We start from the raw sequence: 21880 nt of genomic DNA on the forward strand, positions 1-21880 counted from the left end.
TTATTTAAACCTAAATACATCATTTGTTACTCATCAGAGGTGACAAAATTTGTTACAATATGGGCAATATTATAAGAATACCGGTAGGCAACCGTATGGACATTGAAAAAATTCGTACGCTCATTGAGCTAATGGAAGAAAAAGACCTTGTTAATCTTGAAGTTAAAACTGGGGATGACAGTGTAAGTCTAACGAGACACTACAACACCCCAATACCTTCAATGATGGCTGCTAATCCAGCATATATCACTGAACCCCCTGTAGAAGCAGTGCACCCAGGAAGTATCGAAAATTCGCCTATGGTCGGGGTATTTTATGCAGCACCTAGTCCAAATGATCCCCCTTTTGTCACACCAGGTCAAAAAGTTCAGGCTGGTGATACCTTAGGTATCATAGAGGCCATGAAAATCATGAACCCCCTGGAAGCGACTCAAAGTGGCATTGTTGATGCTATCTTAGTTGAAAATGGTGACGTCGTTCAATTTGGTCAACCAGTCATTCGTTACAAAAGCTGAGGCAAAGGCAACTAAATGATAAAAAAATTGCTTATTGCCAACCGTGGCGAAATTGCTCTTCGCATAGTACGTGCCTGTAAACAGTTAGGCATCCAGACAGTCGGTGTCTACTCGACAGCGGATGAAGATCTGATGCACTTACGTTTCGTGGATGAAGCTGTGTGTATTGGCAAACCGAACGCCAATCAAAGTTATTTAAATATCGGCGCTATTATTACTGCGGCTGAAATCACAGGTAGTGATGCCATCCATCCTGGTTATGGGTTTTTGGCTGAAAATGCTGAATTTGCTGAGAATATTGAAGAAGCAGGTATTACGTTTATCGGTCCCCACCCTGATCATATTCGCCTGATGGGCAATAAAGTTTCAGCGATTAATGCGATGAAACAAGCTGGTGTTCCCACTGTACCTGGTTCAGTGGGTACAGTGACTTTAAACAATGCCGAAGAGCAAGCCAAAAATATCGGTTTTCCCTTATTGATTAAAGCGGCTGCCGGTGGTGGCGGTCGTGGTATGCGGATTGTCGATCGTTTTGATCAGTTAAACGAACAAGTTCAAGCCGCTAAACAAGAAGCTGAGTTGTGGTTTGGGGATGATAGCGTGTATATGGAACGCTATTTACAAAATCCACGTCATATTGAGGTACAAGTTCTAGGCGATGGAAACGGTAACGCTATTCATTTGTTCGACCGTGACTGCTCTTTACAACGCCGTCATCAAAAGGTATTGGAAGAAGCGCCTGCTGCTGATATTCCCGACGACATTCGTGAACCTATCTTGCAAGCCTGCGTGAAAGCTTGCGAAGATATAGGCTATAGGGGTGCAGGTACTTTCGAATTCTTATTTGAAGATGGAGAGTTCTTCTTTATCGAGATGAACACTCGAGTACAAGTTGAACATCCCATTACGGAGATGGTTACTGGCATTGACGTTGTCGTTGAACAACTTAAAATTGCAGCCGGCTATGGCCTATCTTATCGTCAAAATGAGATTAGTGTGCATGGACATGCCATTGAGTGCCGTATCAATGCTGAAGATCCAAAAACGTTTGCGCCCTCCCCTGGTAAAATTACTCAGTATTTTATTCCAAGTGGCTCTGGGGTACGTTTTGACTCTCATTTGTATCCAGGTTATGTCATTCCCTCATACTATGATTCATTAGTGGGCAAGCTGATTTGTCATGGTCAGACACGTGAACAAGCAATTGCAAAAACGTTACATGCCTTAGATGAGCTCATTATTGAGGGCATCAAAACTAACATACCATTGCATCGAGACGTCATTTTAAAAGACCCAGAGTTTGCCTCCCAAGCTCAAAACATACACTATCTAGAGCAGTGCTTACTTAATATAGAAGACAAGTGATAGCTGATGCTATTAAAAGCTTCATAAAAAAGCAGACGTTATGTAAACGTCTGCTTTTTTTTATTAGGATCTGTTTTGTTTAATAAAGTAAAGTCTGAGTGATAACCTAAAACAGGTTTAATATCATAAAAACAATTTCTAGAATCAATCATCTATCATATATCATCTATCCATTATAATTAATGATAATAGATTCATGATAACATTATGACAGATCACGATTATGACAAATCACGACCTCTACTGGCTTCAATAGAAAGACGTAAACCGTTTAAGCGAATGAAACCTTCGGCGTCTTTTTGATCATAGGCACCTGCATCATCTTCAAAGGTCGCAATTTTTTCATCAAATAGCGAGTAAGTAGACTTACGACCCACCACGCTGACATTACCTTTGTACAATTTTAGACGTACCGTACCTGTCACGTACTCTTGAGACTTATCGATAAGAGCTTGTAGCATTTGACGCTCTGGACTAAACCAGTAACCATTATAGATAATTTTGGCATAGCGTGGCATGAGCTCATCTTTTAGATGCGCCGCTTCACGATCTAGCGTTAAGGACTCAATACCTCTGTGAGCTTTTAACATTATTGTACCCGCTGGTGTTTCATAACAGCCACGAGACTTCATGCCGACATAGCGGTTTTCTACAATATCCAACCGGCCAATACCATGCTTACCACCCAGTTCATTGAGCTTAATCATCACTTCATATGGCTCAAGCTTTTCGCCATCAATAGCAACAATATCACCTTTTTCGTATTCTAATTCAATATACTCTGGCGTATCTGGTGCTTGTTCAGGACTGACCGTCCAGCGCCACATATCCTCTTCCGCTTCAGTATAAGGATCTTCTAGAATATCACCCTCATAAGATATGTGCAGTAAGTTGGCATCCATTGAGTAAGGAGATTTCTTCTTATTGGCGGCAAAATCAATGGGGATATTATGCTCTTTGGCATATTGCATTAAGCTTTCACGGCTTGATAAGTCCCATTCACGCCAAGGCGCAATTGTCTTAACCTCTGGCGCTAAGGCAATAGAACCTAACTCAAATCTAACTTGATCATTTCCTTTACCAGTGGCTCCATGACTGATAGCATCTGCATTGTGCTCTTTTGCAATCTCTACTAACCGTTTTGCAATCAAAGGACGAGCAATAGAGGTGCCTAGTAGATACTCACCTTCATAGATGGCATTTGCACGGAACATTGGGAATACATAATCACGCGCAAATTCAGCACGTAAATCTTCAATATGAATATGTTTGATACCCATAGCCTGTGCCTTAGCGCGTGCAGGCTCAACCTCTTCACCTTGACCAATATCTGCGGTGAAGGTAATGATCTCAGCATCATAGGTATCTTGCAACCATTTAGCGATAATTGAGGTATCTAGACCGCCTGAGTATGCCAAAACAATTTTGTTAATATTGTCTTTATTCTCTATCGACATAGTACATCCTTTATTAATATATGAGTGAGTCAATTAGTGTATAAAATAAAACGGTTTAGGATCTTTTATAATTAATTAAATGTATTATTGTGGCTAATATAAAGCACAAATGACAATCTTAATGACATTTAGCATTAAACATTTCAGTTTACACTATTTAAAGTTGCAACAAAAGCCTATTACAGGTCGTTTCATTATGGCTCTTATCAAATGATAGCATCTTATTCGCTGAACAAGTCACCCGTTGTCGTTTTGTATCGTCATTTTAGCAAATATGGGGTTGAATAACCGATTTAAGTACTAAAACCTGTTATTATTAGCATACTTAATTTTTTAAAAATAATCCTTTAATCACAACACCTTAATTTTGCCAGACATTAATAAAGTACCAACTAAAAAATTTTTAAATAATGGCTGTTCACTATGACTGATAACACTCCAAATCTTACAAAATCAACTATGCCAATGACGACTCAACAATCAAGCCCCGTTAAGCAGATCACCATTTCTCGTCCTGATGACTGGCATATTCATCTGCGAGATGGTGCCTCTTTAAGTACGACTGTGGCACATGCTGCTAAAAGCTTTAGCCGTGTTATATGTATGCCAAATTTGGTTCCTCCTGTTAAAAATGCGACTGAGGCACTTGCCTACCGCCAGCGTATTTTGGATGCGTTGCAACACTCCAATATTGAGAATAAATATAAAGACGCGTTCAATCCACGTATGACTTTGTATTTGACAGACACTACCACTGCCGAAGATATCAAACTAGCTGCCGAAACTGGTATTGTGCAAGCTGTGAAACTCTACCCTGCTGGAGCGACTACTAACTCAGATGATGGCGTTACCAATTTAGCCTCACGAGCTGACGTCTTTGATGCGCTACAGAAGCATGGATTGCCGTTACTCATCCATGGTGAGGTGACAGACTCTCATATTGATATATTTGATCGTGAGAAGCAGTTTATTGATACCACGCTCAATAATATGGTTCGACAATTTCCTGAACTTAAGATTGTGGTCGAGCACATTACTACAGGGGACGCCGCTGACTTTGTACTGTCTCAAAATGAGTTGGTAGCGGCCACTATTACCCCTCAACATTTACTATTTAATCGAAATGACTTACTGGTAGGTGGTATAAAACCTCATTTTTATTGTTTACCTATTTTGAAACGTCAGCAACATCAAAAAGTACTGTTGGATGTTGCTACCAGTGGTAATCCTAAATTCTTCTTAGGCACCGACTCAGCGCCCCATGCCACTCATGCCAAAGAAAATGCTTGCGGCTGTGCGGGGTGTTATTCTGCATCAATCGCCCTTCCTCTATATGCAACCGCTTTTGATAGTGTGGGTAAGATTGAGAAACTTGAAGGGTTTGCCAGTCATTTTGGGGCTAAGTTTTATGGCTTACCTATTAATGAAGACACCATTACTTTGGTTAATGAACCGATGCAAGTCCCTGAAAGCTATCGCTATATGACTGATCAAACTTTAACGCCTTTAATGGCTGGAGAAACGATTCCTTGGTCTATAACACAGTAGCTTTAAATGGAACAACTATTGATATACTAAAATATTAGTTGAATGCTAATTTTCTAACTTTGGTTTAAACGAGTGAGTACTAATACTCTAACCTATCTTAGTTCTCACTTATTTTTATAATGCGATATCTGATCTATGCCTGACTCTAAAATGACTCCTAGTAATAAAAATATAAAAGATAGTGATCTAAATAATAAAGAGAACGCTGATGCGAACTATGATATGAACCCTAATCATACCTCTGAAATCGACACAAAAGTAGGCGATTCCACTATTCTAGTCTCTGATGATAAAGAAATTAAGTCGAGAACTGATTTATTAAATACGCCTAAAGCGAATGAAGCTAACACTGAGTCTAGTATTTCAAAAGCTGACACACCAGCCGATGGATTTGCCGAACAACCTATTATAAAACTGGTCGATCGATTTCGTAAATTCTTACCTGTCGTCGTCGATGTAGAAACCGCAGGCTTTAATGCGGCAACCGATGCACTATTGGAAATTGCCTGTATTCCTATTTTAATGGATGCACACGGCACGTTTTATCCAGGTGAGCCACTAAACGCGCATCTTCAACCTTTTGAAGGTGCCAATCTTGAACCGCGTGCGTTAGAATTTACTGGCATTGATCCGAACAACCCATTAAGAAAAGCCATAGCTGAAGAAGAAAAACCAGCCCTTCGCCGTATATTTAAAGCACTAAAAGAAGTGCGTAAGGACAATGGCTGCCAAAAATGTATTTTGGTCGGTCATAATGCGCATTTTGATTTATCATTCTTAAATGCCGCTATCGAGCGAACCAACAGCAAGAACCACAATCCCTTCCATCAGTTCTCAGTACTTGATACGGTCAGCTTATCCGCCCTAGCGTTTGGACAAACTGTACTGGCACGTGCTTGCAAAGAAGCGGGTATTGACTTTAGTGGTTCAGAAGCTCATTCCGCACTGTATGATACCCAAAAGACTGCTGAGTTATTCTGCCATATTCTAAACAATTACCCTATGTTAAAAAGCTCGTTATTAGAAAGCCAAGAGCAAAACTCAGAAGCTAATGCGATTGCAGAATAATCTTGAGTGAAGCATTATCAGAACGAGATCAAGTTGTTATCCATCTTAACTCTCATTTTACGCTTAGTATGAGGTTAAATTATTTTCCGAATAGCACTAATTATAAATCTGTTGCTAGTTTCTTAATTTATTTCGCATAATTTTAATAAAAAGGTTGACACGTCTATCCTTTATTATTAGAATACGCACCACTTCGACATTAACGGTGAAAGCGGTCGAAGTGGTCTGTGTCCCGTTCGTCTAGAGGCCTAGGACCCCGCCCTTTCACGGCGGTAACAGGGGTTCGAATCCCCTACGGGATACCACTAATTTGTGATATCTTTTACCAAATCTAGAAATTAACCTATCGAAGAAGACGACTGCAAACCCTACAAAAAGTAGGTCCAGCGAGACTGACAAAGATAGGTTATTTTATAGAAAAGGTATTTTAAGCGTTATCCAGTTGATACTGCTTATATTAAAAAAGCCTGATTCTAACGAATCAGGCTTTTTTTTATTATATTTTTTGGGTTAGTTTTGCTTAGGATGTCAGTCGCGACTACTTAAAATAGTGTGAATCAATGACAAATCTTCAGCATAAGTGAGTTTTAAATTTAGACGGCTACTTTGTACCATTTGGATAGGATAGCCTAGCATCTCAAAAGCGCTGGCTTCATCGGTTATCATCAGCCCTTGTTCTGCAATTTGTTGCAACACGTTATAAAGCTTGCCCGTTCTAAATACCTGTGGTGTTTGTGCCTGCCACAGCCCACTTCTATCCACCGTGGTATGAATAGTTAGGTTTTCATCTACCTTTTTTAGAGTATCCGCCACAGGTACACCTAAGATAGCCCCAAACTCAGTCTGTTTAGCTAACTCAATAACGGCATCGATATGTGGCCTGAGCACACAAGGTCGAGCCGCGTCGTGAATCAGTATCAAGTCATCAGCTTTAGCACCTGCACTTAGGATAGCCTCGACACCTGCCCGCACCGAATGCCAGCGTTCCTCACCCCCTTCTACAAAATGAATCGGTAATGTAAAGCTTAGACCCTTTGCATAGCTATCCTCTTTTGCAATGACTAAAAACAAGTCATTGATATGGCAACTTTGACTCAATGCTGAGACAGTCCACTCTAAGATAGTTTTATTATGAATTTGAGTATATTGTTTAGGTATCGATGCACCAAAGCGACTACCCTTTCCGGCTGCCACTACCATGCTATAGACATGCGGAAAATGATTTAGGGCATTATCAGAGACGTCTTTTGTAAGATTTTCAGTACTGTGATCTTTACTTAGATCTTTACTTAAACCGTTGAGATTGCTAGCTATAGAAACCATAAATTACTTAATGAATGAATTATCAGGTTAAAGTTTGGATATTGCTACTATCCAATTCGTTCAAGGAATTATTAAAAGAGGAATAAAACTGATTTTTTAGACTATGGCACACTTTCAATGGCATCATCAGGATTGATAGGAGCTTCTGATTGAGTCGTATGAGTCACAGGGGCGGTAGATAATTGGACAAATGTCTCACCCGGTTTTATTAGTCCTAAGTCCAAACGTGCATGCTCTTCTACTGCCTCTAACCCTGTTTTAAGATCATTGACATCGGCACGGAGTACCTTATTATCATTAAGTTTTTTATCATTAAGCTGCTGTTGAGCATCAATCTGAGCATGCAACGCATCCAAGCTAGCACGTCCACTTTTGCCCATCCAATATTGATATTGCAATCCCAGCAAAATGGAAATTGCAATTAAAAACAACATGAATTGGCTAAAATATTTCATAGTAAGACTTATGATAATGACGAATGAGTATGGGCTAAGATAATGACTTTTTCTATTCAGATAAAGAGATCTTTATAACTAGCATTTTAAAATATATTATGCCAATCTCAACAATAATAATATACCTTAAAAACATAAAAAACACTGAGCCAAGCAATCAGCTCAGTGTTTTTATTGACTAAACGCTATTAACCGCGCAGTCCGATAAACTCGTCACCACCACGGTAGCTGGCACGAACTTGTTGTTCAATGCGTAATAGTTGGTTGTATTTAGCAACACGGTCTGAGCGACACAAAGATCCAGTTTTGATTTGACCCGCTGCTGTTCCTACTGCCAAATCTGCAATGGTGCTGTCCTCAGTCTCACCTGAACGGTGTGAGATAACGGTGGCATACCCATTCTTTTTAGCCAAATAGATGGCATCCAAAGTCTCTGATAACGTACCAATTTGGTTGAACTTAATTAAGATGGCATTGGCTATATTTTTATCAATACCTTCTTGTAAAATAGCAGGATTAGTAACAAACAGATCATCACCCACTAACTGAACTCTTTTGCCGATCTTACTGGTCAAATAAGCCCAACCCTCCCAATCTGATTCATCTAAACCATCTTCAATAGAGATAATGGGATACTGCTCAGTTAGCTTAACGAGGTAATCAGAAAATCCTTGGCTATCAAAGGTCTTATTCCCCTCACCCGCTAGAATATACTGACCATTGTTATAAAACTCACTAGCAGCACAGTCTAATGCAAGATGAATATCTTTACCTGCTGTGTAGCCTACTTTCTCGATAGCCTGTAGTATCACAGTAATGGCTTCTTCATTACTACGAAGGTTGGGGGCAAAGCCGCCCTCATCACCCACTGCTGTATTTAGACCTTGAGATTTTAAGACAGATTTTAAACTGTGGAAAATCTCGACACCGGCCCGTAAGGCTTCAGAGAAACTACTAAAGCCCGTTGGTTCAATCATAAACTCTTGAATGTCAACCGTATTATCCGCATGTTCGCCACCATTTAAGATGTTCATCATGGGTACTGGCATGGTTAAAGAGGTTTGATTACGTAGATTGGCGATATACTGGTGTAATGGGATATTTTGCGATACTGCCGCAGCTTTTGCGGTTGCTAATGATACTGCTAGCATCGCATTTGCACCTAGGTTATCTTTATTCTCAGTACCGTCTAATTCAATTAATTTATCATCAATTGTCTGTTGATCAATGGCATCGCTTTCAATTAAAGCAGTCCTAATCTGACTGTTGACATTTGCAACCGCTTTTTTGACCCCTTTACCCATATAGCGTGATTTGTCGCCATCGCGTAATTCTAATGCTTCACGAGAGCCTGTAGAAGCGCCACTAGGTGCGGCGGCACGACCCATAGAGCCATCCGCTAATACCACATCTGCTTCAATGGTAGGGTTACCACGTGAGTCTAAAATCTCACGAGCACGGATGTCTTGAATTTCAGTTGCATTATTAAATTCTTCTGCGTACATAGCGTCTACAAGCCTCTTTGGATGAGTAGTCTTTAGGGTCTATTGAACATTCAAATGTGGAACTGGCAGAGGCTGTTTTTTAGGCAATATGCAGGGAAATTTTTGACGCTTAGTCATCCTAAGTTAAAAAATTTCGCAATATATTGACAAAAAACAGCTCTGCCCCGCAGGGCTGATGCTAAAATTGCCCCAAACGTCGTTATAAACCTAGCTAAGGTCTAGACATTATCGTCGGTTTACGCCTAGTTTGGAACAATTTTAGCTATCAGCAGTCCTAATATTTGAATGTTCAACAGACCCTAGTATGGAAATTATAAATAGGATCTTAATATAGGGTCTAATTAATAGAGCCTATGATGTGACAAAAATGACAGATACCGCCAATTGAATCAGAGCATAATCATAGCATATTTTGGCAATTTCTTGGGAGCTTGTGCTCTATTGATTTAAATTTTAAAAGTCTCTATTAAAAACTTATCACCTTGTACTGAAACGTTAAAAAATTAACTTCGTAATCGTTAATCAAAGTTCTCTATTGTAGTAAGCCTCTGTACTATTTCTAGATGACCAGTCTAAGTAATGAGTCTAAGTAATGAATCTCAGTATAAATTTTGAGGCTACCTCTTAAAAATTAAATCCTAAATAATTAAACATCACGTTATTTGATACAGCGTCAATCTATTATACTTTATAACGGGTTAAACGTAATGCATTCATAAGGACTGAAATTGAGCTTAATGCCATAGCGGCAGCAGCTAACATCGGATTTAAGAAACCAAACGCTGCTAATGGAATACCCAAACAGTTATAAATAAATGCAAAAAATAGATTTTGTTTAATATTACGTACAGTGGCGCGGGCTATATCTACCCCCGAATGAACCTGCATGATCGAATCACCCATTAAGCGAGCAGAGGCACTATGCTTAGCAACCTCTGTGCCATCAAGCATCGCAAAGCTGGCATAAGCAGTCGCCATTGCTGGGGCATCATTGACACCATCGCCCACCATAGCCACTTTGTGACCTACCGCTTGATGAGCCTCAATCCACTGTGCTTTATCCCGAGGTTTTAAATGACCATCTGCCACATCGATATTCAACTGCTTTGCCACTTGCTCAACCACAGAAGGTTTGTCACCACTAAGTAATACGACTTCCAAGCCATCGTCTTGAAGCGCTTGAACGGCTTGCGGACTTTCTTCTTTTAGCTCATCTGCTAAAGCAAATATACCAAGGGGGATACCCTCTACACTGACAGCAATAGTACTGGCTATTTTCCAAACTTTAGGTAACTTTTTCGGAAGGTTCAGGCCAACGAATTCTGGTGTCCCAACCTTGACTGTCCCAAAGTCCGCCACCTCTGCTTGGATACCCATACCCGCAACGACGTCCACTTTTGTGGCCTCTAGTAATGTCAGTCCTTTGGCCTTCGCCTCATTAACCACTGCTGTCGCAAGAGGATGACTGACATGTGCTTCTACACTGGCCGCTAATTGCAACACATCATCATTAATGATGGTTTTATTGACCATCATTTCATCGACAATATGCGGTTTACCTTTGGTTAATGTTCCTGTTTTATCAAATACAACCGTATCGACACTCCCTGCGACCTCGAGGCTTTGGGCATCTTTAAACCATACCCCGTGACGCGCAGCTACTCCCATGCCCGCCATAATTGCAGCGGGTGTGGCTAACCCAAGCGCACAAGGACAAGCGATGACCAATACAGAAACCGCATGCAATATAGCGGCATCTGTATCACCGGTTATCCACCAAGTCAAACCAAAAGTTATCAGCGCAATCGTAACGACAACCGGTACGAATACGGCTGCAACCTTATCCGCTAAGCGTGCTAAGTTAGCCTTACTACCTTGCGCCTCACTCAGTGCTTTGACCATATCACTAAGCTGCGTTTCACTTCCGGTAGCGGTCACTTTATAATTTAAGCTGCCATTATCCACCATGGCACCCGCCAATACGATATCACCCACTGCCTTACTGACAGGTACCGACTCGCCTGTTAAGTGACTTTCATCACACCAGCCTTCACCTGATATCACTACCCCATCGGTTGCGATACGAGATCCTTGCTTAGCCCGCAAGATGTCACCTTTATGAACATCTTCTAAGTTAACTTGCTCAACGTTATTGAGAGACTTCTGTTTTGACTTAGAAGCCTTCTCTTTATGACCGTTCGTTTTAAGATCACTTACTTTTTGGTTACTATCAGAGCTACTAACTTTAGGGCTACTGATGAGTCGTTCAACGGTGGTTGGTGTCAGCTCAAGCAGCATATTGATACTGTTTAGACTATGTTTTTTAGTACGGTGCTCGAGGTACTTACCCAGTTTCACAAAGCCAATAATCATAACCCCAGCTTCAAAGTAGACGGGGACATGGACACCATGATGATTGACGATATTAGTGAGACTTAATGCAAAGGTGCTGCTATCAGCAAAATTAACCCCTAAACTTTGTAACCATACGAAGGTAGAGTATGCCCAAATGGTAAACGTACCGATGACCACCAATACGTCCATATTGGCCAAGCCACCTTTTACCGATGCCCAAGCACTGCGATAAAAAGGCCCTGCCAATCCAAACTGTACGATGGTAGCCAAAATAAACTGTATCCACAATGGTGGCATCCAGTGCATACCTTGTCCAAACAACATACCCGCCATCCCAATCAAAAAAGGAATTAAACACAGCCAAATCAGCAATAAACGCCAATCCATGGCTTTATCTTGAGGCTGGGGTATTTGGTTATCTAACAAAGGTAGCGCGGTAAATCCGGTTTTGGTTACCCACTCACTAATTTGATCTTCATTGACCTGTGTCCCATCATAGGCGACATTTAGCGTTTCTCCTGCGAAACTCACGCTAGCCGAATCGATAGCTGGTTTTTTGTTCAGCACTTTTTCTATACGCGTAGCACACGCTTGACAAGACATCCCTTCAATTTGAAATTGGGTTGTTTTTAATGCGTCAGGTGCTATTTTAGGTTTGTCATTGTGGGTTGGAGCGTGCTGCGCTGACATAGGATCACCTAGTTTAGATTGGCATGAGAATACTAATAATTTTAGATAATGTTATTTATATTATGTCTATGGGGACAGGAGATAGGGATTTCCAGCCTATATAAATAATGCGTTTTAGCTGATATTTGAAGATTAATATAACAAAAAACCAGCTTGCAAGCTGGCTTTCGGTTGATATATTAACTTAAAGATTAATTAATTGAGACACGTTTATGGGTTAAGCTTATTCGTTAATCCAGATTAGCCGTTTATTAAAGCTGATCTGCGCTAGCGTCAAAACCGGCATCTTCAATAGCTTCCATAATACTCTCTATTGAGGTAGCGTCAGTATCATAGGTAACAGTTGCTTTATTGCCGTTAAGATCAACGTCAATGCTTTGGACACCATTGAGCTGCGAGACGGCATTATCGACACTTTTAACACAGCCTCCGCATGTCATGCCTAATACACTAATAGTACGCGTTTCAGTGGTCATTCTATCCTCCTTGTTTATTTTAAATTTATGAAATCTAACGCTTTAGTTGTTAATCGTTATCTGGGTTTTGTGGCGCATCTTCTGGAAAGGGCTGTGTTACATAATCTACCGTATTCACTGCCGCTTTGATCGCATGGAAGGAGGTATCAGTATCTTCATACTCGACCAGACCGATGTTTTCATCTGTCATAAGTTCAACACTGCTCACTCCATCAATATTAAGTAAAGCGGTCATAATACTTTCTATACCCTGCTGATCATCAATATTTTCAAAATTAAACTGAACCTGTTGTACCGCCATACCTGTTACCCTTTATGTTTTTTACCTTGTATGTTTTTTTACCTTGTATGTTTTAAGTTTTAAGGCAGTCGTTCGAGTATTCAATAGCCCCTATTTTTCATTCTCTCTTCTACTCCTAACGTTTAATCCTAACTTTTAAACCTAACTGTTAGTAACTATCTCATTTAATGAGTATCGAGTTCACTAAAGCCCTTCACTAGGTCATCAATTTGTTTTAACTGTGCTAAGAAAGGCTCTAGTTGACTAGTTCTTAGTGCACATGGGCCATCACATTTGGCTTGATCTGGATTAGGATGCGCCTCTAAGAATAGTCCGGCAAGTCCCGTAGCCATACCTGCACGTGCAAGCGTCGTAATTTGTTCTCGTCTGCCGCCAGCGCTATCACTTCGTGCCCCAGGCTGCTGTAAACTATGAGTAACATCAAAGAAAACAGGAACTTCCATTTTCTTCATAGTATCAAAGCCCAGCATATCTACTATTAAATTATTGTAACCAAACGCCGTTCCTCGCTCACACAATATCAGTTTGTCATTACCCGCCTCTAGGCATTTATTGATAATATGATGCATCTCATGCGGCGCCAAAAACTGAGCTTTTTTAATATTGATAATAGCGCCTGTTTTTGCCATAGCTTGTACTAAGTCCGTTTGACGACTTAAAAACGCGGGTAATTGAATAATATCGGCCACTTCTGCTACAGGTTGTGCTTGATAGGGTTCGTGGACGTCTGTAATGATGGGTACATTGAATTTCTCTTTAATTTGACCCAACCAGTCCACCCCTTTTTCAAGACCGGGGCCACGATAAGAGTGCAGGCTTGAGCGGTTGGCTTTATCAAAGCTGGCCTTAAACACATAGCCAATGCCCAGTCGTTCACAAATATCAATATATTGCTCTGCAATCTCAAAGGCCAACTCCTTGGACTCTAAGACATTCATGCCACCAAACAATACAAATGGCTTATCATTACCGATGTGTAAATCGTTAAGTTTTAAATGAGATTGTGCTTTGATGAATTCACTCATACTTTTCTCTTAGTTGTTTTAATATTGGGATCGATGCATCTTCAAAATTATATCGAGTTGTCATCGACATTGAAATATTGAATTTATGAAGAAGCCCTGAAGATGTTTAGGCTTTATTCTGTTAACACATGAAAAACTATACTTAATTTTTAAACGACAAATGATACAAACTGGCTTGAATAATTGTAACTAACTATGTTTTTAATTAAATAAAACACCGTAAGTATCTATTAATAATACAAAAAAGGTTGGGATAACCCAACCTCTTTTAAAACGCTTCATATTTAATACTCAAAAAATTTTGAATAGGTAAGTCAATACTATAAAAGCTACTTATTAAACGTTTTTCTTATCGATTGCTGCTTTGACAAAGCTTGCAAACAAAGGATGACCGGCACGTGGTGAGCTGGTAAATTCAGGATGGAACTGTACCGCAATAAACCAAGGATGCTCTGGTAACTCAACAGACTCAACTAAGTGCTGCTTCGCAGAATATCCAGAAATCATCATACCTGCTGACTCTAAAGGCTCTATATAGCGATTATTCATCTCATAACGGTGCCGATGACGTTCCTTTATTAGGGTAGAACCATAGATATGGTGCAATTTAGTGCCTTGTACCAGCTCTGCTTTTTGACTGCCTAAGCGCATAGTGCCACCTAAGTCCGACTCATCGCTACGTATTTGCAGCTCGCCTCTTTCATCTAACCATTCAGTAATCAGACCAATGATAGGCTCAGCTGCCTTACGATCAAACTCCGTCGAGTTCGCTTCTAGACCTAATACATTCGTCGCATACTCAATCACCGCCAATTGCATTCCCAAGCAAATACCTAAGTAGGGTACTTTTTGTTCACGGGCATAGGTAATGGCACGCATCTTACCTAGTTTACCGCGTTCCCCAAATCCACCTGGGACCAATATGGCATCCGCTTGTTGCACGCGGTCCATTAAGCGGTCATCCGTTTCTAATGCTTCGGCATCGATATAATCTATTTCAACATGCGTTTTGTGAGTGATACCGGCATGAAGCAACGCCTCATTAATTGATTTATACGCATCTGGAAGCTCAACATATTTACCGACAAGGGCTACAGTAACGTTACCCTCCGCATTGAGTAAGCTGTCAACGACAGCATCCCAATCACTTAAATCCGCTTCTGGCGCATCGATGCCAAATCGCTCACAAACGATGTCATCCAAATCTTGCTCATATAAGGTACGAGGTATCTGATAAATCGTTTCAGCATCTTCACAGGTAATTACGGCACGCTCTTCGACATTGGTAAATAAAGCAATTTTTCGGCGGTTGTCTTCACCAATGGCGTGTTCTGAGCGACAAATTAACACATCGGGTTGCAATCCAATGGAGCGAAGCTCTTTAACTGAGTGCTGTGTAGGCTTAGTCTTTGTCTCACCGGCACTTGAGATATAAGGCACTAAAGTCAAATGTATGAGCATCGCCTGCTTACGACCAAGCTCTACTTGCAATTGACGCACCGCTTCCATAAAGGGGAGTGATTCGATGTCGCCAACGGTACCACCGATTTCAATAATAGCAATATCATAGCCTTCGCCACTGGTGCGTATACGATATTTGATTTCATCAGTAATATGAGGGATAACCTGTACTGTACCCCCTAGATAATCACCACGACGTTCTTTATTAAGGACTGTTTGATAGATACGACCACTGGTAAAATTATTGGTTTTACTCATTTTAGAATGGCGTAAAAAACGCTCATAATAACCGAGGTCTAAATCTGTTTCAGCGCCGTCTTCTGTAACGAATACTTCCCCATGTTGGAAAGGACTCATCGTCCCTGGATCAACGTTGATATATGGATCCATTTTAGTCATGGTGACATTTAAGCCACGGGCTTCTAATATGGCTGCTAATGAGGCTGCAGTAATACCTTTTCCAAGTGAGGACACTACCCCACCGGTCACAAATATAAATTTAGTCATAATTTTTTATCTTAATGTGGCTATCGCCAGTTGGTAAAAAGAGATTTTACTAAATTTGAGTGTAAATTTATAGGGTTGACTTTCTATTAAGTCATATTTGAGCTTATTGGGTAAAATTAATTAACAGTCAATAAAAAAAGCTCATCCCCGAAGGAATGAGCTTTTTGAGAATAATGTTCTAATTCTAATTCAAATTAGAATTTGTATTCTAGACCACCACCAACAGCAAATACTTTGCCATCGCCATATTCAACGCCATCATCGTCTTGAATATTGTCAGCATCGTTCTGACCAATATATGCATGAGCAATCAAGTTTTTCTGGTAGTAATATTTACCACCGACAACGATTTGGCTAGAATCAAAATCGTCAACACCATCAAGGTTAGAAGTGTTATTGTACTGAGCATACACGGTAGTTGGCTTATTGAAGTTAGTTAAGCCCATAGAAGCGCTTACGACATAGCCTTTTTCTTTTTCATCTTTACCTTCATAGTCTGCTTCTTGATATAATGCGCCTAATGTCAATGGTAAACCAGTGTTAAATTTAGCAAGATCAACGGTAGCAGTACCGCGAATGATTTCTCCTGGAATGTTTAAGTCATCATCATAAGCAAGACCTAATGTGTAACCAGCGCCTTGATCAAACATTGCTGAAATACCCCAACCACTTTCGTCATCACCAGCGATGTCGTCATCATTACCGTACATAGCGGCTATTTCTAAAGGAACACCATCAAATTTAGGCGCAATCCAAACGATAGAGTTTTCGATACGACCACTGTCAGCCATATTTAAAGCAGCAACTTTTTGCTCTTCATCAAGCTTAGTTGAGCCTAAGTTATCCCAGAAACCTTCATTTACGATAACGTTGTTAATGTAGTCAGTAGTTGACTGGTTGTTACCGGCACGGAACTCACCAAAGGTATTGTTTCTAACACCAAGATATGTATCACGGTTTTTAAACGATTTGTTGTCATCAGCATCTACGTCGATACCATACTCAAGCTTATAAACAACGTCAGTATTAGCAGTCATTGGCTCAGAGCCTTTAAAGCCGATACGTGAACCATTAGAGTTGATTTGAACACCATCTTCATCATAGTTAACGTCATCAGCTTCTTCATCGACATAATCAGCAGTCATAAAGATTTTACCGTATACGGTCGGTGCAGCGTTAGCAGCTGATACAGATAGAGCAGCGATGGCTGATGCTAAAAGTAGTTTTTTCATGGGTGGTTCTCCACTTTACAATTTTAGTTATGGGCTGCCCTAAAAAGCTAACGCCCATTGGATGATTAGTCAAAAGACCAGTTTTCGTTGAGAATTTCCTGATTTAACTATCAATCAGATTTGATTGCAGTATGGCAATTTATTGTTACAGTTCTATTAAATTGTTTAAAACAAACTTTCTGAATTTTATATAACAACTCTTTTTTAAAAGAAATTATATACTACAACAATGTATAGAAATCTGTTACACAATTCACCAAACTCATACCTCATTAATAAGGATATCAACTTTGAAATAATTTGCAACATTTATTTAATACTTTATATTTATTTTTTCTTAATTAATGAATCAAACTAGGCTTCATGATTAGCTACATATACTATTATTATTACATTTTCTAATAAATTTCATTCTTGTATAAAAAAACCCACTTATGAAGTGGGTTTTTGATACTCGATCAATTCTAAAGTTTAGAATAAATATTCTAACCCGCCGCCAATAGCAGTGATATCTCTAACTTCATCAATATCTTCTTTACCTGCATATAGGTGCATAATCATGTTTGGTTGATACTTGTATTTACCACCGACAACTATTTGATCGCCATCCACATCGTTATAGCCTTTATAGTCCGTAGTATTGATATACTGCGCATATACTTCAGCTGGTTTTGCAAAACCCATTAAACCCATCGTAGCACTTATCGCAAATGCCTTTTCATCGTCATCTTGACCATCATAATCTGAGACTTGATATAAGCCTCCAAGTTTGAGCGGTAAGCCTGACATATTAGACATATCATAGGTAGCTGTACCTCGCATTACCTCTCCACCATAAAATCCAGCTACCAAAGGATCACCTGTTATGGGGTCTATACCAGTCGCAATATCCGCATTAATATTTAAGTCTTTATCGTAAGCTAGACCTAAGGTAAAGCCGCTGCCCGCATTATACATTGCTGCGACGCCATAACCGTTGTTACGATCGCCATTGCTATCAACAAAATTCTCATCGGCACCGTACATGGCATAAACTTTTACTGGAAGAGTCTGTAATTCTGGCGAATGCCACATAGCAGAGTTTTTAACTCGGCGACTATCTGCCATCATTGTAAATGCTCTGTCCCAGAAACCCGTCCCAACGGTTACATTATTTATGTACTGAAGCGTCGAATGTTGATGACCTAAGCGCAGCTGACCGTAATTATCATTACTAAGACCTAGATAAGTATCGCGATTTTTAAACCCAAATCCAGCGTCGTTGTCAATGTCAATTTGATACTCTAATTGGTAAATAACATCTGTACTATCGGTCATAGCTTCAGAACCCTTGAAGCCAATACGAGAATAATTAGAGTTTATCTGTAATGAGTCTGAGTCATCACCATTGGTGTCTTCTGCATCGACATAGTCAGTAGTCACATACGCTTTACCATAAATTGTCGGTGCAGCATGAGTCGCAGTAATAGAAACAGCTGCTATAGCAGATGCTAACAGTAGTTTTTTCATAGTAATAATCCTTTTACTATTAAGTTATTAATCGTTGTCCTAACGATCTTCAATGATTAAATTTTAATACTCTCTAGCATATAAAGCTCTATGCTTGAGACCATTAAAACTCATCTATCCTTAGCATGCTTAATAAACGGAATAAATATATATTTTGTGTAACATTAGACCGTCGACTCTCGTCAAACTATTTTTATAAATGAATTATTACATTTAGATATAATTGATTACTTTTTAGAAAAATAGTGTTACTAAATTCATACTATGAAAATTATCATAACAACTATGAAATAATTTGCAACACTTATTTAGGTCATCACATTGAATGCTTCATGTTTAATATGAGTTATCTTCTTGAACAGGCAGATAAAAGCCCTGCTAAATTTAATATTTAGCAGGGCGAAATAAATCGTAATTTTAGGTTAATAATTAAGATTAACTATCATTCGAATAGCGATTAACTGGCAATAAAAATCACCAGTCATCTTCAAATGATAAAGTTATAACTTTATGCCTTTAATTTTAAACGAGCCTGGTGCAACAAGGGTTCAGTATAACCACTTGGCTGTTCTCGACCTTTGAAGATTAGATCTTTAGCGGCTTGGAAAGCGATAGAGTGCTCGAAGTTAGTCGCCATCGGCATATAATTTGGATCACCCGCATTTTGCTCATCGACTACTTTAGCCATGCGTTTTAAGGCCTCCATAACCTGCTCTTCTGTCACCACACCGTGATGTAACCAGTTTGCAATGTGTTGACTAGATATACGTAGCGTGGCTCTATCTTCCATTAGACCAACATTATTGATATCGGGTACTTTAGAACAGCCAACCCCTTGATCGACCCAGCGTACCACATACCCCAAAATACCTTGAGCATTGTTCTCAAGCTCTTGACGCTTCTCTTCATCACTCCAGTTAGTATCTTTCGCTAATGGAATCGTTAGTATGTCATCCAAGCTGGCACGAGTACGCCCTTTAAAGCTTTCTTGCACTTCAGGCACGTTGACTTGATGGTAGTGGATACTATGAAGCGTTGCTCCCGTTGGTGATGGTACCCAAGCTGTGGTGGCCCCAGCCTTAGGGTGATTGGCTTTCGTTTCTACCATCTCTTTCATTTCATCCGGTTTTGCCCACATACCTTTACCGATTTGAGCACGTCCAATAAGACCTGTTTCAATACCGATATCGACGTTCCATTGCTCGTAGGCAGGCTGCCAAGCTTGCGACTTCATATCGCCTTTACGGACGAAAGGTCCAGCATTCATACTGGTGTGAATTTCATCACCTGTACGGTCTAAGAAACCTGTATTGATAAAGATAACGCGCTCTTTGGCTTGACGGATACTCTCTTTTAAATTAATGGTCGTGCGACGCTCTTCATCCATAATACCGATTTTAAGCGTATTACGCGGTAAGCTTAGGGCATCTTCCACCGCAGCAAATAAGTCATCGGCAAATTTAACCTCTTCTGGGCCATGCATCTTAGGCTTAACGATATACATAGAGCCTTCACGAGAGTTTGATAGCTCGTTGTTGCCTTTAATATCATTTAGGGTTAATAGCGGCGTGATTAACGCATCCATAATACCCTCAAAAATCTCTTCTTGACCCTCACCTAAATCAACTAAGATTGCAGGATTTTGCATCAAATGACCCACATTACGCGTCAACAACAGCGCGCGGCCAGGTAATACAAGCTTACCACCTTCTGGGGTAGTATATTCACGGTCTGGGTTAAGCTTACGCGTTAGTTTTTTATCCCCTTTGTAGAAAGTCTCTGTTAAATCACCATTCATCAACCCAAACCAGTTATGATAAGCTTCAACCTTCTCTTCAGCATCAACAGCGGCAACAGAATCTTCATTGTCCTGAATCGCCGTTATAGCAGACTCTAATAACACGTCTTTAATGTGGGCAGGGTCATCTTTACCGACAGGATGACTGGCATCAATTTGGATTTCGACATGTAGGTTGTTATTTTTAAGCAAAATACCCGTGGGATTTGACGCTTCACCCACATAGCCAACGAACTGCTCCGTGTTAGCTAATGACGTCGACTTATCACCCTGAGCGACCTTAAGAGCCCCCTCTTCTACACTAAAGCCAGTGACATCGGTGAAACTGCCCTGCTCTAATCCAAAATGCTCATCTAAGAACGCTTTTGCATAAGCAACAACTTCGGCACCCCGTTTAGGATTGTAGCTACTGCCCTTATCTTTGCCATCAGCGGTATCAATCATATCAGTACCATATAAGGCATCATAAAAGCTACCCCAACGGGCATTAGCAGCATTTAATGCATAGCGCGCATTACGTACTGGGACTACTAGCTGTGGGCCTGGGATACTGGCAATTTCAGCATCGACATTTTCGGTAGATACTTCGAAATCATCGCCTTCTGGCAATAGATAGCCGATATCTTTTAAAAATTGCTTATATTTGGGATAGTCGATCTCGCCGTCTTTGGCAGGATTGTCTAAATGCCACTGGTCGATTTTAGCTTGTAATTCATCACGCTTAGCCAATAATGCTTTATTACGTGGTGTAAACTTTTTAACGATATCCGCAAAGTTTGACCAATAGGTATCAGACTCTACGCCAACACGAGGTAATACCTCATTTTCAATAAAATTATACAACTGGCTATCAATAGCAAGGATGCCTTTTTCAACGCGGTTTTGATTGTTATTAATATTATTACTCATATCATATGTTCCTTTTTTAATAAGGGTTAATAAGGGTTAATGAAGGTTGATAAAGTATAAATGACATTATTATTAATTTAGTCATAGATATTAATAGCCCAACTAATGGCTATCAAATGTAAAAGAAATTTAAAACGCTTTAAATGAAATAAGTTGTTATTAGAATAAAGTGATGTATTGAAAAGTATTTCCTTTTGAATTAAGTCAATATTATCACTAAATTGATGAGTGACAACTAACTGATAATTCACGTTTGGATTAGCACCGTTCATACTACTATCAATGATAAAAATAAACAAGAAACTGCCATTTCATAAAAAAATGTTTGGTCTTTTATCACTTGATGTTGTTGATAAACATTTATTATTTGGAAAGCCAATA

16 protein-coding genes and 1 tRNA gene are annotated in these 21880 nt (G+C 39.8%); 5 read left to right on the top strand and 12 right to left on the bottom strand.

Annotated features, from left to right (window positions below; translation table 11 throughout):
- The first annotated feature begins 95 nt into the window (after nucleotides 1-95).
- Entirely contained in the window at nucleotides 96-515 is a 420-nt protein-coding gene (gene accB / locus AC21OG_RS00435) for an acetyl-CoA carboxylase biotin carboxyl carrier protein (protein WP_486546408.1), read from the top strand.
- Between the two features lie 15 nt (nucleotides 516-530).
- Entirely contained in the window at nucleotides 531-1880 is a 1350-nt protein-coding gene (gene accC / locus AC21OG_RS00440; protein ID WP_486546407.1) for an acetyl-CoA carboxylase biotin carboxylase subunit, read from the top strand.
- A 221-nt stretch (nucleotides 1881-2101) separates the two neighbouring features.
- Here the strand turns inward: accC and AC21OG_RS00445 are convergent, their stop codons facing one another.
- Nucleotides 2102-3337: an argininosuccinate synthase gene (locus AC21OG_RS00445; protein ID WP_487376987.1), complete on the bottom strand. Its 1236-nt coding sequence runs from the start codon at nucleotides 3335-3337 to the stop codon at nucleotides 2102-2104.
- A 465-nt stretch (nucleotides 3338-3802) separates the two neighbouring features.
- On the opposite strand from AC21OG_RS00445, the gene pyrC reads away from it, so the two are divergent.
- The 3 genes from pyrC (at nucleotide 3803) to AC21OG_RS00460 (ending at nucleotide 6258) form a co-directional block, all read left to right on the top strand.
- Nucleotides 3803-4885, top strand: coding sequence for a dihydroorotase (gene pyrC, locus AC21OG_RS00450; RefSeq protein ID WP_487377149.1), 1083 nt, complete (start codon nucleotides 3803-3805; stop codon nucleotides 4883-4885).
- 360 nt (nucleotides 4886-5245) lie between these two features.
- A complete protein-coding gene (rnt, locus tag AC21OG_RS00455) occupies nucleotides 5246-5953 on the top strand; it encodes a ribonuclease T (protein WP_487377151.1) in 708 nt (235 codons plus the stop codon).
- A gap of 229 nt (nucleotides 5954-6182) precedes the next feature.
- A tRNA-Glu gene (locus AC21OG_RS00460) sits at nucleotides 6183-6258 on the top strand.
- A gap of 223 nt (nucleotides 6259-6481) precedes the next feature.
- On the opposite strand, the gene ispD is transcribed toward AC21OG_RS00460, so the two are convergent.
- The 11 genes from ispD to AC21OG_RS00515 all read right to left on the bottom strand — a co-directional run bounded on the left by ispD (nucleotide 6482) and on the right by AC21OG_RS00515 (nucleotide 21499).
- On the bottom strand, nucleotides 6482-7276 hold the full coding sequence (gene ispD / locus AC21OG_RS00465; RefSeq protein WP_487376989.1) for a 2-C-methyl-D-erythritol 4-phosphate cytidylyltransferase: 795 nt from the start codon (nucleotides 7274-7276) through the stop codon (nucleotides 6482-6484).
- Nucleotides 7277-7377: 101 nt separating this feature from the next.
- Nucleotides 7378-7731 carry an FtsB family cell division protein gene (locus AC21OG_RS00470; protein WP_486546404.1) on the bottom strand — a complete coding sequence of 118 codons (354 nt, stop codon included), beginning with the start codon at nucleotides 7729-7731 and terminating at the stop codon, nucleotides 7378-7380.
- Nucleotides 7732-7919: 188 nt separating this feature from the next.
- The gene (eno, locus tag AC21OG_RS00475) at nucleotides 7920-9236 is read right to left on the bottom strand and encodes a phosphopyruvate hydratase (protein WP_487376991.1); all 1317 of its coding nucleotides are present in this window, start codon (nucleotides 9234-9236) and stop codon (nucleotides 7920-7922) included.
- Nucleotides 9237-9917: 681 nt separating this feature from the next.
- A complete protein-coding gene (locus tag AC21OG_RS00480; RefSeq protein WP_487377152.1) occupies nucleotides 9918-12194 on the bottom strand; it encodes a heavy metal translocating P-type ATPase in 2277 nt (758 codons plus the stop codon).
- Between the two features lie 338 nt (nucleotides 12195-12532).
- Nucleotides 12533-12757 carry a heavy-metal-associated domain-containing protein gene (locus tag AC21OG_RS00485; RefSeq protein WP_486546402.1) on the bottom strand — a complete coding sequence of 75 codons (225 nt, stop codon included), beginning with the start codon at nucleotides 12755-12757 and terminating at the stop codon, nucleotides 12533-12535.
- A gap of 49 nt (nucleotides 12758-12806) precedes the next feature.
- Complete coding sequence (locus AC21OG_RS00490; RefSeq protein ID WP_487376993.1) at nucleotides 12807-13058, bottom strand: hypothetical protein; 252 nt, start codon at nucleotides 13056-13058, stop codon at nucleotides 12807-12809.
- A gap of 164 nt (nucleotides 13059-13222) precedes the next feature.
- A complete protein-coding gene (gene kdsA, locus AC21OG_RS00495; RefSeq protein WP_487376995.1) occupies nucleotides 13223-14083 on the bottom strand; it encodes a 3-deoxy-8-phosphooctulonate synthase in 861 nt (286 codons plus the stop codon).
- Nucleotides 14084-14419: 336 nt separating this feature from the next.
- Entirely contained in the window at nucleotides 14420-16051 is a 1632-nt protein-coding gene (gene pyrG / locus AC21OG_RS00500; protein ID WP_487376997.1) for a CTP synthase, read from the bottom strand.
- 194 nt (nucleotides 16052-16245) lie between these two features.
- Complete coding sequence (locus tag AC21OG_RS00505; RefSeq protein WP_487376999.1) at nucleotides 16246-17283, bottom strand: porin; 1038 nt, start codon at nucleotides 17281-17283, stop codon at nucleotides 16246-16248.
- Between the two features lie 471 nt (nucleotides 17284-17754).
- Complete coding sequence (locus tag AC21OG_RS00510; RefSeq protein WP_487377001.1) at nucleotides 17755-18792, bottom strand: porin; 1038 nt, start codon at nucleotides 18790-18792, stop codon at nucleotides 17755-17757.
- A 508-nt stretch (nucleotides 18793-19300) separates the two neighbouring features.
- Nucleotides 19301-21499, bottom strand: coding sequence for a malate synthase G (locus AC21OG_RS00515; RefSeq protein WP_487377003.1), 2199 nt, complete (start codon nucleotides 21497-21499; stop codon nucleotides 19301-19303).
- Nucleotides 21500-21880: the final 381 nt, after the last annotated feature.

The sequence above is a fragment of the Psychrobacter sp. CX5 genome, from assembly GCF_057621535.2.

Excerpts from the sequence above, each read along its gene's own strand:
- AC21OG_RS00480 (WP_487377152.1), bottom strand. The coding sequence starts at position 12,194 with ATGTCTTGTCAAGCGTGTGCTACGCGTATAGAAAAAGTGCTGAACAAA.
- AC21OG_RS00515 (WP_487377003.1), bottom strand. The coding sequence starts at position 21,499 with ATGAGTAATAATATTAATAACAATCAAAACCGCGTTGAAAAAGGCATC.
- ispD (WP_487376989.1), bottom strand. The coding sequence starts at position 7,276 with ATGGTTTCTATAGCTAGCAATCTCAACGGTTTAAGTAAAGATCTAAGT.
- accB (WP_486546408.1), top strand. The coding sequence starts at position 96 with ATGGACATTGAAAAAATTCGTACGCTCATTGAGCTAATGGAAGAAAAA.
- AC21OG_RS00485 (WP_486546402.1), bottom strand. The coding sequence starts at position 12,757 with ATGACCACTGAAACGCGTACTATTAGTGTATTAGGCATGACATGCGGA.
- AC21OG_RS00510 (WP_487377001.1), bottom strand. The coding sequence starts at position 18,792 with ATGAAAAAACTACTGTTAGCATCTGCTATAGCAGCTGTTTCTATTACT.
- AC21OG_RS00505 (WP_487376999.1), bottom strand. The coding sequence starts at position 17,283 with ATGAAAAAACTACTTTTAGCATCAGCCATCGCTGCTCTATCTGTATCA.
- AC21OG_RS00445 (WP_487376987.1), bottom strand. The coding sequence starts at position 3,337 with ATGTCGATAGAGAATAAAGACAATATTAACAAAATTGTTTTGGCATAC.
- pyrG (WP_487376997.1), bottom strand. The coding sequence starts at position 16,051 with ATGACTAAATTTATATTTGTGACCGGTGGGGTAGTGTCCTCACTTGGA.
- AC21OG_RS00490 (WP_487376993.1), bottom strand. The coding sequence starts at position 13,058 with ATGGCGGTACAACAGGTTCAGTTTAATTTTGAAAATATTGATGATCAG.
- kdsA (WP_487376995.1), bottom strand. The coding sequence starts at position 14,083 with ATGAGTGAATTCATCAAAGCACAATCTCATTTAAAACTTAACGATTTA.
- eno (WP_487376991.1), bottom strand. The coding sequence starts at position 9,236 with ATGTACGCAGAAGAATTTAATAATGCAACTGAAATTCAAGACATCCGT.
- accC (WP_486546407.1), top strand. The coding sequence starts at position 531 with ATGATAAAAAAATTGCTTATTGCCAACCGTGGCGAAATTGCTCTTCGC.
- pyrC (WP_487377149.1), top strand. The coding sequence starts at position 3,803 with ATGACGACTCAACAATCAAGCCCCGTTAAGCAGATCACCATTTCTCGT.
- AC21OG_RS00470 (WP_486546404.1), bottom strand. The coding sequence starts at position 7,731 with ATGAAATATTTTAGCCAATTCATGTTGTTTTTAATTGCAATTTCCATT.